Raw genomic sequence first — 12,315 nt, 5'->3', positions numbered from 1 at the left:
CACCTCGACTACCACCACCACGACCGCTGAAAGCGGAGCGTGCGAGGTGTCGTGAGCCAATAGCAAACGAACTTCAAAGGCCCGCCAGCGATGGACAGGGCCTTTTTATGGTTCTTCACGGATTGCCGGGAAAGTCATTCTTGATCTTCATGAAAAAGAATTCGCTGTCCCGGTAACCGTAAGCCATCCGCTTGATCACCTTGATCCGGTTGTTGATGCCTTCCAGCTGGCCCGTATGCATCGGCCATCGCACCCTGCTCAAGATGCCGCGCCAGTATCCCTTCAGGCGTTTAGCAAACTGCTTCAGTGCCGGTATCGCGCTTTCATCAGCCAGACGCAGCCACTGCTTCCAGGCTGATCGCCAACCCCAGGCGGTGGTGGGCGACCACAGCGCTTTTAACTCTGCTTTCATCAGATAAACCGTCATCAGCGATTGGTTAGCCGACAGCAGATCCCTCAGGTGCACCTGTTGATCTTTTCGCTTGAGATTTTCCGGATTACGCAGCAGTAGCCAGCGTGCTTGCTTGATCACCCTGCGCGCGGGTTTGTCATGGCGCAGACGGTTGGCTTCGTCGACCCGTACCCGGTCAATCACCTCGCGCCCATACTTGGCGACTACATGAAACAGGTCGTAGACCACGCGTGCCTGAGGGCAGTGTTGGCGTACCTCCAGGTCAAATGCGGTGTTCATGTCCATCGCCACTGCTTCGATCCGCGCACAGCCTTCTGGCCCCAACTCCTCAAAGAAGGGCCTGACAGCCGCTCTGCTACGTCCTTCGCCAATCCACAGAACCCGGCGGGTATCGGCGTCCAGCACCACGCTGGCGTAGCGATGGCCTTTGAACAGGGCGAACTCGTCCATCACCAGGCGCCTGGGCTGGGCCTTTGGTAGCTTCTCTAGAGCGGCTTGTAGAGCTCGTCGCTCCAGCAAGCGCACACTGTCCCAATGCAAGTCAAACAGCTCAGCGACGTGCAGGGTAGGCAGCCGCTGGCAAGCCTGGATCACGGCCTCGGCCAAGCGCTGGGTCATACGCGAATAGCGATCAAGCCAGCTGACTGACTCCATCCGCTTGCCGCATGCGCGACACCCAACGCGCCGCAGTTCCACATTCAACCGTACCGCATGGCCAAGAATGGGGAGATCACGGATCGAACGCTGGCAGTATTCGTGGATGGCGGTGCTGGGCTGATGGCAGCCGCTGCAGGTGGGGAACCTAGTGGGCTGCGGAATCAGGTCGATCAGCAGATCGTCGCCGTCAGGCCTGATGGCAATGACAGAAAAGCCCTCCCAAAAGGGCAGAAACGTATTAATATCGTGCACAAGAACGCCGGTTTGTTGATGTGTTTGCTCGCACGAACATCATCCATCAAACCGGCGTTCTTGTTTCTGTCTTTCCCGGGATTCCGTGAAGAACCCTTTTTATGGCTCCCTTGTGTCGCTGGTTCAAACGCAAGGAGATGCACCCATGTACGCCCTGTTGATACTCGATATCCAAGTCGGGCTTGTTCACGGCCCGGAAAAACCATGGCGCTGCGAAGCGTTGTTGGAAACAGTGAATACCTTGATGGACAAGGCACGCAGCGCTGGCGCTCCGATTTTTCTCGCGCGAGAACCCACAATCTGCCAAAGCAACTGCCGAGCAGGTAGCTGCACTGTTACAGGAGAAGACTGCGTGAGATCCCTCGCTTAACGAGAGGAACGACGTCTTCGCCATAGAGTGGTACGTCTGACACTACGGTGATTCGGCACAGGCCTTTGTAGGAGCGGGTTCACCCGCGAAAGGGCCAGGTCTGCCGGCAATTTCCACCAGCCGTTCACTATTACCGCCGCCACCCTATTTGCGGGTAAACCTGCTCCTGCAGGCGACCGCGCACGCCTTTCAAATTTTGAGCAAGACAGTTGCTCTCACAGTGGGGCGGGTAAGCCTCGCGATGCAAAAGTCAGGCTTCAGCAAAGTTCAGTAACAAACATGTAAACTTCGTAAATAAGATTTACTCGCATTTGCGATTCTCTATATTTACCACCCCTGTTGGCCGCCAAACTGAGTGTGGGGCCGGTGGGCGAGGGCTCCCGGTTTCCGACAGGGATGTGCCTTTTCGCTCATGAATCGCAGGAGATGTACCCATGCAGTGCAGAACTTCACCCAACAGCCTGGCCCTGGCGTTCGTTGCGCTGGCATCGCCGTCCATGCTGGCGACCGCAGCAGAGTCCGAGGAGCGGCGTGCGGGTGAGGTACTGGAAGTGCCCGTCGCCGACAACGCTCTGGTGATCCAGGACACCCTGATCACTGCCGAGCGCGAGGCGCGACAGGCCCTGGGCACGTCGATCATCACGGCCGAAGACATCAAGCGCCACCCGCCGGCCAATGACCTGTCCGACATCATCCGCCGCGAGCCCGGGGTTAACCTGACCGGCAACAGTGCCAGTGGGGCACGCGGAAACAACCGGCAGATCGACCTGCGCGGCATGGGCCCGGAAAACACCTTGATCCTCATCGACGGCAAGCCATCCAGCGCGCGCAACGCCGTACGCTATGGCTGGAACGGTGACCGTGATACTCGGGGTGAAACCAACTGGGTGCCGGCCGAAGCGGTCGAGCGCATCGAGATCTTGCGTGGCCCGGCCGCCGCACGCTATGGCTCCGGCGCCATGGGCGGGGTGGTCAACATCATCACCAAGCGCCCTTCCGAAGAGCTGAAAGGCAGCGTCAGCCTGTACACGCAGCTGCCGGAAGACAGCGCAGAGGGCGCCAGCCGCCGAGCCAACTTCAACCTCGGTGGCGGCCTGACCGATAACCTGGGTTTCCGCCTGTACGGCGGCCTGGCCAAGACTGACGCCGACGATCTGGACATCAACGCCGGGCATGCCACCAGCGCCCTGGTAGCGGGGCGGGAAGGCGTTCGCAACAAGGACATCAACGGCCTGCTGAGCTGGAAACTGAACGACGAGCACCGCCTCGAAGCCAGTGCCGGCTACAGCCGTCAAGGCAACATTTTTGCCGGCGACACCATGAACAGCAACGGCGGCGGAGATGTCGACTTCGTCTCCAGCCTCTACGGCCACGAAACCAACGTGATGCAGCGCAGTACTTATGACCTGACCCACCTCGGTGATTTCACCTGGGGTACCAGCAAGACCACGCTGGCCTACGAATACGTACGCAACTGGCGGCTTAACGAGGGCTTGGCTGGCCGCACCGAAGGTGCCCCAAGCAACGAAGGTGGGGCCATGTCACGTTTGCGCAACACACGCCTGAGCAGTGAGGTGAACCTGCCGTTCGCCATGGGCAGCACAGAACATGTGCTTACCTTGGGCGGCGAGTACCTGTACGAAACCCTAAACGACCAAGGTTCGTTGCGCCCGCAAAGCTCCGACCCCACCAACAATGACGGCCTTGTCGGCTTCGATCGCAGCAGCTCGAAGATGACCGCACGCAGCTATGCGCTGTTTGTCGAAGACAACATCATCGTTGGCGACACCACCCTTACGCCGGGCCTGCGTTTCGACCACCACGAAACCTTCGGTGACAACTTCAGCCCCAGCCTGAACCTGTCGCACAAGCTCACCGAAGCGCTGTCGGTAAAAGGCGGCATCGCCCGTGCCTACAAGGTTCCGAACCTGTACCAGTCCAACCCCAACTACCTGCTGTACAGCCGCGGTAATGGCTGCAGCGTGCAACAGACCAACAATGGTGGCTGTTACCTGCAGGGCAACGCCGACCTCAAGCCCGAGATCAGCGTCAACAAGGAAATCGGCCTGCTGTACGACCGTGGTACCTGGCGCACCAGTGCCACCTACTTCCGCAACGACTACAAGAACAAGATCATCGGTGATACCGATGTGCTTTACACCATAGGTACCGGCAGCCGCGTGACGCAGTGGGACAACGCTGGCAAGGCGCGGGTGGAAGGTGTCGAAGGCAACTTCTTCATCGAGTTGGCCCCGACCCTGGACTGGAACACCAACCTGACCTGGATGCTCGATAACGATAATCGCGAAACGGGCGAGCCGCTGTCGGTGATCCCGGAATACACCGTCAACACCAGCCTCGACTGGCGCGCCACCGAGCAACTGTCATTCCAGCTGGCGGGTACATACTTCGGCAAGCAGAAATCGCCGACCTACGATTACCGCACCCAGCAGGACTACGACAAGACCGCCCAGCAGGACGTCGAGGCCTATGGCCTGGTGGACGTGAGTGCCGGGTACAAGTTCAATGCCAACTACGACGTGCGGGTAGGCGTGAACAACGTCTTCGACAAGCAGATCCTGCGCGGCGGTAACGCCAGCAGCTCGGGGGCAAACACGTATAACCAGCCGGGCAGGGCGGTGTTTGCTGCGCTGAATATCAACTTCTGATCCCAAGGGCCGCCCTGCGGCCCAATCGCGGTTCAATCGGGTCGCGCATGGCCGACGACATTGTTGCAGCCAAACGTCTCGCAGCGTGCTAAACCATGCACCCCAGCCCGCTGCGAGAAATGCCTGGTGAAAGCCATCCGCCTGACCCTGATCTGCCATGCCCTGACCCAGGCCCAGAAGAACGGGCGCCTGCACCATACGGATGACGGCATCCTGCCGCTAGCCCGTCAGTCAGACGCCGACCGTTCAGGCGTGCAACTGCTGAGTGCGCCAGAGCGGCGGGCTTGCGAGACGGCAGCGTGGTTAACGGGGGCAGTACAGATCGAGCCAGGTTTGGCCGACTGCGACCTTGGGCGCTGGCAAGGTGTGTCGTTGAAGCAGCTACAAGCCGAGCAACCGCAGGCGTTGGCCGAATGGCTGCAGGATCCGGCCAGTGCCGTGCATGGTGGCGAGTCGTTCGCTGCGCTATGCCAGCGCCTGGCCGCCTGGCTGGCGGCCTTCGACAGGCCGGGTGACTGGCTGGCGGTGACCCACCCGATGGTCATACGCGCCATGCTGGTACAGGTGCTTGGGTGCCCGATGAGTGCCGGGCAGAGAATCGACGTGCTGCCGCTGTCACGTCTGCAATTGAGCTTTACCGGGCAGTGGCGGTTGCGCCTGGGCTAAGGCTCAGAACGCCAGCTTGTAACCGATCAGCAGCAGCATCGTTGCCAGGCAAGGGCGCAGCACGCGGTCGGAGATCCGCCCGGTGAGGTGGCTACCCAGGTAGATGCCTGGCAGCGAGCCCAGCAGCAGGTAGCCCAGCAGCGACCAATCCATGTTGCCCATGCCCGCGTGGCCCAGGCCCGCTACCAAGGTCAGTGGCACGGCGTGGGCAATTTCGGTACCGACCAGGCGACGGGTGACCAGGAACGGGTACAGCAGGAACAGCGCCACCGTACCCAGGGCGCCAGCACCGATGGAGGTGAGGGTGACCATTATTCCAAGCACCACGCCGGTCAGCACCGTGAGGATGTTCAGGCTGCGGTCGCTGAGGTGGTAGTGATCACCGGCATGGCGGCTGGCGAAGGCCTGCAGGCGCGATTTGAACAGGATGGCCAGGGCGGTCAGGATCAGCACCACCGCCAGGCCTTGCTTGATGATGGCGTTGAGCGCCGAGGTATCGGTGTGCAGGGTGCTGAGGAACCACAGGGTCAGCGCCGCTGCGGGCACGCTGCCCAGGCTGAGCAGGCCGGTGATCTTCCAGTCGATGTTCTTGTTGCGCGCATGCACCCAGACGCCACTGGCCTTGGTGATCGCTGCATACAGCAGGTCGGTGCCGACAGCGGTCGCCGGGTGGATGCCAAACCACAACAGGATCGGGGTCATCAGCGAGCCGCCACCGACGCCGGTCATACCGACGATGAAGCCCACGACCAGGCCAGCAATGGTGAAACCGAAAGAACCTACATCCATACGCTACTCGACTGCCCAACTTTGCCCGTTATCGGATGCCAGTCAGCATATAGATTTTTTTATAGCCAAATAGACTTGTTCGTTATTAGGTTATAACCAGGCTTGCCTTGGCAGGCGCAGCGGATCAACGATCGGTCATCACTACCATGACATGGGCATCACCACCGTCATCGCTTTCCGACAGATAGATGTGCCCCACCTGGCTGTCGAAATACGCAGTCTCCTGCGGCCCGATGCTGACCGCTTCTCCGGTCTCGAACTCGATGCGCACGCGCCCGCTCAGCACCAGCGCGAACTCTTGCCCGGGGTGGCGGATAAAATCGTCGAACTGGCCGCGTTCCCGGGCAATGATGCGGGCATAGGCCGGTGTCATGCGTCGTGCGGGGAAATCCCCGGCAATCGGATAATAGTCGTAGGTGCCGGTCGAATAACCCGCCGCTGCGGGCAGTGAGTCGACCACCACGGTCACCGGCACCGGGGCGCTGACCGTGCCGCTGGCGCGGAACAACTGGGCAATATCGACATTCAGCGCCCGCGCGGCAGCGGCCAGTTTTTCATAGCTGACCGACACCTGCGCCAGTTCCATCTTCGACAACGTGGACAGCGGCACGCCACTGGCTTCGGACAGTTGCTTGAGGGTCATCTGGCGCGCCTTGCGCACCTGGCGCAGGCGCTGGCCGACGACGGCACGGTCAAGCTGGGGTAGAGCTGCGGGCATTCAGGGATCTCGGCATGCGGCGGTGGTCGGGCATCTTACCTTGGACCCTTGCGCATTTCTAAATTCTCATATATTAGAATTCTCATAAATGATAATTAGCCTGGCAGGAGCGTGCATGACCCCGACCTACGACACCCTGATCATCGGTGCTGGCATTGCCGGCGCCTCGCTGGGCTACCGCCTGGCCGGCCAGCAGCGTGTGCTGCTGGTCGAGCGTGAATCGCAGCCTGGCTACCATTCCACCGGGCGTTCGGCGGCCATGTTCATGGAGGCTTACGGCACCCCACAGATCCAGGCACTGACCCGCGCCAGCCGGGCCTTCTACGAAGCGCCACCGCAGGGCTTCTGCGAGCACCCGCTGCTGGAGCCGCGAGGCTGTCTGTATGTGGCCAGCCTGGAGCAGCGGGAACTGCTTGAGCAAACTTACGCGCAGAACCTGGCCAATGGCACAGAAGTCACCCTGCTGGACCGGGACGCGGCCTTGGCACTGATACCCAGCCTGCGTGGCGAAACCCTGGCCGGCGCGGTGCTTGAGCCAGGTGCGATGGACCTTGACGTACATGCCTTGCATCAAGGCTTCTTGCGTGGTTATCGCACTGCCGGCGGTGAACTGCGCTGCAACGCCGAGCTGATCCAGGCCTGGTACCTGGACGACGTGTGGCAGGTGGAGTTGGCTGATGGCAGCCGCCTGCAGGCCCGATGTCTGGTCAATGCTGCAGGTGCCTGGGCGGACCGTGTGGCCGAGCAGTGCGGGGTGGCGCGCATCGGTTTGCAACCGTGCCGTCGTAGCGCCTTCACCTTCCCTGGTCCGGCAGAGCAGGACTTTACCCGCTGGCCTGCGGTGATTGGCGTCGATGAAAGCTTCTACTTCAAGCCTGATGCCGGCCAACTGTTGGGGTCGCCAGCCAATGCCGACCCGGTTGAGCCACAGGATGCCGCGCCCGAGGAGTTCGACGTGGCCTTGGGTATTTACAACATTGAAGCCATGACCACCCTGGCGATCCGCCGCCCGAGCCACACCTGGGCCGGGTTGCGTTCGTTCGTTTCCGACGGCGACCTGGTGATCGGTTTCGATGCGCATGCCCCCGCGTTTTTCTGGCTGGCGGCCCAGGGGGGCTATGGCATCCAGTCGGCAGCGGGCGCTTCGCGCCTGGCCGCCGACCTGCTGCTGGGCCAGCCGTTGTGTGCCAGCCTTGTCAGCCAGGGCGTGGCGCCCGAGCGCCTGTCCCCGGCCCGTTTCCAGCAACCCTGAAAGGAGCATCCCATGAGCAATGACATTCAGCGTTTCCCCAGCAGCCTGCCGTTCCCGTTTTCCCGCGCGGTAAAGGCCGGTGGCTTTCTGTTCCTCTCCGGGCAGGTGCCGATGAGCGCCGGCGGCGAAGTGGTGCGCGGTGATATCCAGACCCAGACCCGTGCTGCCTGCGAGCGTATTGCCGAAAGCCTGGCGGCCTGTGGCGCGCGTTTCGACCAGGTGGTGAAGGTCACGGTCTGGCTGTCGGACATGCGCCATTTCGCCGGCTTCAACGAGGTGTACAAGGCGTTCTTCGGCGCGGCGCTACCGGTGCGTTCCACCGTGGCTTCGGCGTTGGCCCTGGGCGTGGATGTGGAGATCGAAGTGCAGGCGTTCGTCGGCGACGCCTGACCGGGCAAAGAGCCCGTGTAGTGGCGACCTTGTGTCGCGATGGGCTGCAAGGCCGCCCCTACGACCGGTATGCGACGGCGATGACAAAACAACAATAAATCCAGAGGTTCACATGCAAGAGCAGCTGAAGATCGCCGGCGCATTTGTCGGCGTGATCGTGGGGGCGGGGTTCGCTTCAGGGCGGGAACTGTTGTTGTTCTTTGTCGATTTCGGCGTGTGGGGCATGGCTGGCGCGTTGGTCAGCGCCGCCTTGTTCACCTTCCTCGGCATGGCGCTGGCGGGGCTGGGCAATCGTCAGCAGGCCACCTCGCACAAGGATGTGATTTTGGCCATCTGCGGCCGTCACCTGGGCATGTTCGTCGACTGGTTGATCACCTTTTTCATGTTCGCCGTCACCGTGGTCATGCTGGCCGGCGGTGGTGCCTTGCTGGAGCAGCAGTTCGGCATCCCGGCCCTGACCGGCAGCGTGCTGGTGACGCTGGTGGTGGTCGGTATCGTGTGCCTGGACGTGCGCAAGATGATGCTTGCAATTGGCGCCATCACACCCTTGCTGATCCTGGTGGCTTCGGCGATAGCGCTGTATGCCGTGATCACCCGCGAGCAGAGCTTTGCTGCGCTCGATCAGGTGGCCAGCCAGCAACAGGCCGGCCCCCGCCATTGGCTGCTGGGGGCGTTCTTGTATGTGTCGTATAACATCGTCGCGGGTGCGCCGATCCTGGCTATTCTGGGCGGTTCGGCCAAGGGTGAGAAAGCCGCGGTGTGGGGAGGCCTGCTCGGTGGCGCGGCGCTAGGCGGCCTGATGCTGGTGATGAGTGCCGGGCTGCTGTCGCGCCTGGACAGTGTGGCCGACCAGCCGATGCCGATGCTGTCGATTGCCAACGAAGTGTCACCACTGCTGGGGCTGGTGATGTGCCTGATCATCTTCGGCATGATCGTCAACACCGCGGTGGGCACGCTGTTTTCCTTCCTCTCGCGGCTGTTGCCGGCGGGCACGACGAAGTTCCGCTGGGGCTCGGTGGTGACCGGGGTGGTGGCGCTCGGCTGTAGCCTGGTGGGGTTCATCAGCCTGGTGGGTGAGGTGTACCCGTTCTTCGGTTACCTGGGCTTTGTGCTGATGACGGCGGTATTGCTGGCCTGGGTACGGCGGGGCAGGGCTGCGAAGGCGGTGGCTGCATAAGGGGCTGGTACAGGCGACAACAGGCATAGGCTGTTGCCGCCTGTACCCGGCGTTTAAATCCGGAAGCTGCCCACCAACTGCTTCAAACGCCCAGCCTGCTGGGCCAGCTGGTCGCAATGACGCAGTGTCTCGTTGAGGTTCTCCACCCCCTGCTGGTTCAGGGCGTTGATCTGGGTGATGTCCAGGTTGAGGCTCTCGACCACGGCGGTCTGTTCTTCGGTCGCTGTCGCCACCGACTGGTTCATGCCATCGATTTCGCCAATGCGCTGGGTCACGCTGGCCAGGCGTTCGCCGGCCTGGTTGGCCACCTGCACGGTCTGCTCGCTGGAAACCTGGCTGGTGTTCATGGTGTGCACCGCTTCGCGCGAGCCCACCTGCAGGCTGGTGATCATGCGGTGGATTTCTTCCGCCGACTCCTGGGTACGGTGCGCCAGGTTGCGCACCTCGTCGGCCACCACGGCAAAGCCACGGCCGGCTTCACCGGCACGGGCCGCTTCGATGGCGGCGTTCAGTGCCAGCAGGTTGGTCTGCTGAGAAATGCCCTTGATCACGTCGAGGATCTTGCCGATTTCGTCGGTGCTGGCGTTGAGCGTTTCGATCTGCGCGCACGACTCGCTGATCCGTTGCGACAGGGCAGTCATGGCGCTGATGGCTTCTTCAACCACTTCACGGCCACCGTGCGCCTGTTCGCTGGCACCGCTGGCATGTTGCGAAGCATCTGCGGCGTTGCGGGCGATTTCCTGGGTGGCGGCGCCCAGTTCGTTGATGGCCGCAGCGACGCTGTTGGTGCGCATGCTCTGTTCTTCAGACCCGATGATCGACGCATTGGACGCGCTGACCACTTTCTCCGAAAGGTCATGCACCAGGCGGGTGGCCGAGGACACTTCGCTGATCGAGGCATGGATACGTTCGACAAAGCGGTTGAACGAGGTAGCCAGTTCGCCGAACTCGTCCTTGTTCTGCACGGCCAGGCGGCGGGTAAGGTCACCTTCACCCTCGGCGATGTCGCGCATGGCGCGGCCCATGGTGGTCAGCGGGCTCATCAGCACCGGAATCAGCAGGCCGAGCAGGCCGGCGATGGCTGCCACGGCAATCAGCATGGCAATGATCGCCGAGGTGCGGAACTGGCTGAGCGCGGCATAGGCCTTGTCCCTGTCGATCGACAGCCCGATGTACCACTGCGCCGAAGGCAGGCCGGCCACCGGGGCGAACGAGATGATGCGGTCCTGGCCGTCGAGGGTGACATCCTGCATGCCGGCGGCAACCCGCAGGTTGCTGCCTGGGTAGATGTCCTTGAGGTTCTTCATCACCTGGTCTTTATTGGGACTGACGATCACCTGGCCATTGGCGTCGGCCAGGAAGGCGTGACCGATGCCGCCGAAGTCGACCGAGTTGATGATCTCGACGAGGGTGTCGAGGGTCACGTCACCGCCGACCACACCGATCAGTTCGCCATTGCGCTTGCTCTTCACCGGCGTGGCGATGGTCACCATCAGGCCACCGACTGCACCCTGGTACGGGGCGGTCAGCACGGTCTGCCCGGCGTTGGCGGCGGCGCCATACCAAGGGCGCTGGCGCGGGTCGTAACCGGCGGGCATCTGGGCATCCGGGCGCTGGGTGAATTCGCCGTTGGCCTGGCCCAAGTAGGTGAACAGGAAATTACGCGTGTAGGACGGCTGCTCGATCAGCCCTGCCAGGGTGTCGCCGGCGCCTTGCTGGCCGATGTCCTGGGCCAGGTTCTCCAGAACCAGAATGCGCCCGCTCATCCAGTTCTGCACACTGCTGGCGGTCAGTGCACCGGACTGCTGCACCGAGGCTTCGATATTCTGGCGGATGGTATTGCGTTGCAGGTAGTCGTTGTAGAGCGTGAACAGGGCAAATGCCAAAACCACGACGCCGCAGGCGCTGAGCAGGATCTTGTGGCGAAATTTCAGGTTCATGTTTCGAGACCTTGAGCCAATGAGGGGAGGGCGCAGCGCGCTCATGACGCGATGCGGGGCCTATCGACCGAGATATCGGCTTGAGTGGTAAAAGATTGAAGTGCTTAGGGAAAATTCTTACAGACGTTTCGACGGACGGCAGTCACGGGTCAGCCAGCTGCTCGATCAGCAGGCGTGCAGCCTGCTGCAGCGGGTGTTGTTTGCGCCACAGGATATGCACGGGCAGTTGCAATTCGTTGCGTGTATTGCGGAATGCCAGGCGCACCAGACGCCCGCTGGCCAGCAGCGGGGCGACCCGCGACAACGGCAGATCGCCCCAGCCCAAGCCAGCTTCAACCATTTGCAAAGCCAGATCGAAACTGTCGGTGGACCAGTGTGTTGCACCGATCAGTGGGCGAGGGTCCGCCAGTGGCAGGTCGCGGCTGCGCACCAGAATCTGACGCACCTGGGTCAGGTCCTCAAGGTCGTGGATACGCCCCTCACGCAAGGCCGGGTGGGCCGGCGACAGGGTGGCTACCAGAGTCTCCATGCCGATGTGCTGGAAGCCGCGGCGGGCATCGACCTGCAGGCCGGCAAAGGCTACGCAGAGGTCGGCACGGCCGCTGTCCAGCAAGTGCAGGGCTTCTTCCTGTGGAGCGCTGAGCAGGGCAATGTCCAGCAACGGGTGGCGCTTACCTAGGTTGGCGATGGCCGCCAGCAGCGGGCGGTGATCGATGTCGGGTACCACTGCCAGGGTCAGGCTGCTCTCCAGCCCTTGGGACAGCTCCAGGGCATGAACCTGCAGCAGCCCCAGTTGTTCGGCAATCAGCCTGGCGTGTGGCTCCAGGGCCAAGGCCTGTGCGGTTGGGCGAACTTCACGCGGGCCACGTTCGAACAGGCTGTAGCCAAGTTCTGCTTCAAGGTTGCCAATGGCCATGCTCACGGCTGAAGGCACCCGCTTGAGGGCGCGCGCTGCGGCAGAAAACGAGCCGTGGTCGAGCACGGCCAGAAACAGCTGGATGTTGTCGCTGGAAAAGTTCATGG

General features: G+C 62.0%; 9 protein-coding genes and 3 pseudogenes. 6 read left to right on the top strand and 6 right to left on the bottom strand.

All coding sequences use genetic code 11. From position 1 onward, the window contains the following. Window positions 1–115 precede the first annotated feature (115 nt). On the bottom strand, window positions 116–1,321 hold the full coding sequence (locus ACI7M0_RS17580) for an ISL3 family transposase (protein ID WP_104960601.1): 1,206 nt from the start codon (window positions 1,319–1,321) through the stop codon (window positions 116–118). Window positions 1,322–1,466: 145 nt separating this feature from the next. Between ACI7M0_RS17580 and ACI7M0_RS17575 the strand changes: the two are divergent. The 3 genes and pseudogenes from ACI7M0_RS17575 to ACI7M0_RS17565 all read left to right on the top strand — a co-directional run. Beyond that, window positions 1,467–1,610, top strand: a pseudogene (locus tag ACI7M0_RS17575) (isochorismatase family protein); the annotation flags it as partial. Between the two features lie 515 nt (window positions 1,611–2,125). Next, the gene (locus ACI7M0_RS17570) at window positions 2,126–4,360 is read left to right on the top strand and encodes a TonB-dependent siderophore receptor (protein WP_129933925.1); all 2,235 of its coding nucleotides are present in this window, start codon (window positions 2,126–2,128) and stop codon (window positions 4,358–4,360) included. A 126-nt stretch (window positions 4,361–4,486) separates the two neighbouring features. Further along, complete coding sequence (locus ACI7M0_RS17565) at window positions 4,487–5,026, top strand: histidine phosphatase family protein (protein WP_129933926.1); 540 nt, start codon at window positions 4,487–4,489, stop codon at window positions 5,024–5,026. 3 nt (window positions 5,027–5,029) lie between these two features. Here the strand turns inward: ACI7M0_RS17565 and ACI7M0_RS17560 are convergent, their stop codons facing one another. Both ACI7M0_RS17560 and ACI7M0_RS17555 read right to left on the bottom strand, forming a co-directional pair. After that, window positions 5,030–5,815 (bottom strand): sulfite exporter TauE/SafE family protein, encoded by a 786-nt coding sequence (locus ACI7M0_RS17560; RefSeq protein ID WP_010953220.1) that lies wholly within the window; start codon window positions 5,813–5,815, stop codon window positions 5,030–5,032. Window positions 5,816–5,939: 124 nt separating this feature from the next. Beyond that, window positions 5,940–6,533, bottom strand: a complete 594-nt coding sequence (locus tag ACI7M0_RS17555) for a helix-turn-helix domain-containing protein (RefSeq protein WP_010953221.1) — start codon at window positions 6,531–6,533, stop codon at window positions 5,940–5,942. A gap of 115 nt (window positions 6,534–6,648) precedes the next feature. On the opposite strand from ACI7M0_RS17555, the gene ACI7M0_RS17550 reads away from it, so the two are divergent. The 3 genes from ACI7M0_RS17550 to ACI7M0_RS17540 all read left to right on the top strand — a co-directional run bounded on the left by ACI7M0_RS17550 (window position 6,649) and on the right by ACI7M0_RS17540 (window position 9,352). Continuing rightward, the gene (locus ACI7M0_RS17550; protein WP_129933927.1) at window positions 6,649–7,785 is read left to right on the top strand and encodes an FAD-binding oxidoreductase; all 1,137 of its coding nucleotides are present in this window, start codon (window positions 6,649–6,651) and stop codon (window positions 7,783–7,785) included. Window positions 7,786–7,797: 12 nt separating this feature from the next. Continuing rightward, entirely contained in the window at window positions 7,798–8,175 is a 378-nt protein-coding gene (locus ACI7M0_RS17545; protein WP_010953223.1) for a RidA family protein, read from the top strand. A 112-nt stretch (window positions 8,176–8,287) separates the two neighbouring features. Further along, complete coding sequence (locus ACI7M0_RS17540; protein ID WP_129933928.1) at window positions 8,288–9,352, top strand: hypothetical protein; 1,065 nt, start codon at window positions 8,288–8,290, stop codon at window positions 9,350–9,352. Window positions 9,353–9,405: 53 nt separating this feature from the next. Here the strand turns inward: ACI7M0_RS17540 and mcpA (ACI7M0_RS17535) are convergent. From mcpA (ACI7M0_RS17535) to ACI7M0_RS17525, 3 genes and pseudogenes are all read right to left on the bottom strand, one after another. Continuing rightward, window positions 9,406–10,002: pseudogene (mcpA, locus tag ACI7M0_RS17535) on the bottom strand (methyl-accepting chemotaxis protein McpA); the annotation flags it as partial. A 306-nt stretch (window positions 10,003–10,308) separates the two neighbouring features. Then, window positions 10,309–11,292 (bottom strand): annotated as a pseudogene (gene mcpA / locus ACI7M0_RS17530) (methyl-accepting chemotaxis protein McpA); the annotation flags it as partial. A 142-nt stretch (window positions 11,293–11,434) separates the two neighbouring features. Beyond that, window positions 11,435–12,313: a LysR family transcriptional regulator gene (locus ACI7M0_RS17525; protein WP_129933929.1), complete on the bottom strand. Its 879-nt coding sequence runs from the start codon at window positions 12,311–12,313 to the stop codon at window positions 11,435–11,437. Between the last annotated feature and the right edge of the window lie 2 nt (window positions 12,314–12,315).

It is taken from the genome of Pseudomonas sp. 10(2024) (assembly GCF_045164175.1).
In the GTDB taxonomy this organism is placed as follows: domain Bacteria; phylum Pseudomonadota; class Gammaproteobacteria; order Pseudomonadales; family Pseudomonadaceae; genus Aquipseudomonas; species Aquipseudomonas alloputida.
This window is presented reverse-complemented; position numbering and strand designations above follow the sequence as displayed.

Bases quoted from the DNA above. Each gene is read 5' to 3' on its own strand.
- ACI7M0_RS17570 (WP_129933925.1), top strand. From the start codon at position 2,126: ATGCAGTGCAGAACTTCACCCAACAGCCTGGCCCTGGCGTTCGTTGCG.
- ACI7M0_RS17545 (WP_010953223.1), top strand. From the start codon at position 7,798: ATGAGCAATGACATTCAGCGTTTCCCCAGCAGCCTGCCGTTCCCGTTT.
- ACI7M0_RS17550 (WP_129933927.1), top strand. From the start codon at position 6,649: ATGACCCCGACCTACGACACCCTGATCATCGGTGCTGGCATTGCCGGC.
- ACI7M0_RS17560 (WP_010953220.1), bottom strand. From the start codon at position 5,815: ATGGATGTAGGTTCTTTCGGTTTCACCATTGCTGGCCTGGTCGTGGGC.
- ACI7M0_RS17525 (WP_129933929.1), bottom strand. From the start codon at position 12,313: ATGAACTTTTCCAGCGACAACATCCAGCTGTTTCTGGCCGTGCTCGAC.
- ACI7M0_RS17540 (WP_129933928.1), top strand. From the start codon at position 8,288: ATGCAAGAGCAGCTGAAGATCGCCGGCGCATTTGTCGGCGTGATCGTG.
- ACI7M0_RS17555 (WP_010953221.1), bottom strand. From the start codon at position 6,533: ATGCCCGCAGCTCTACCCCAGCTTGACCGTGCCGTCGTCGGCCAGCGC.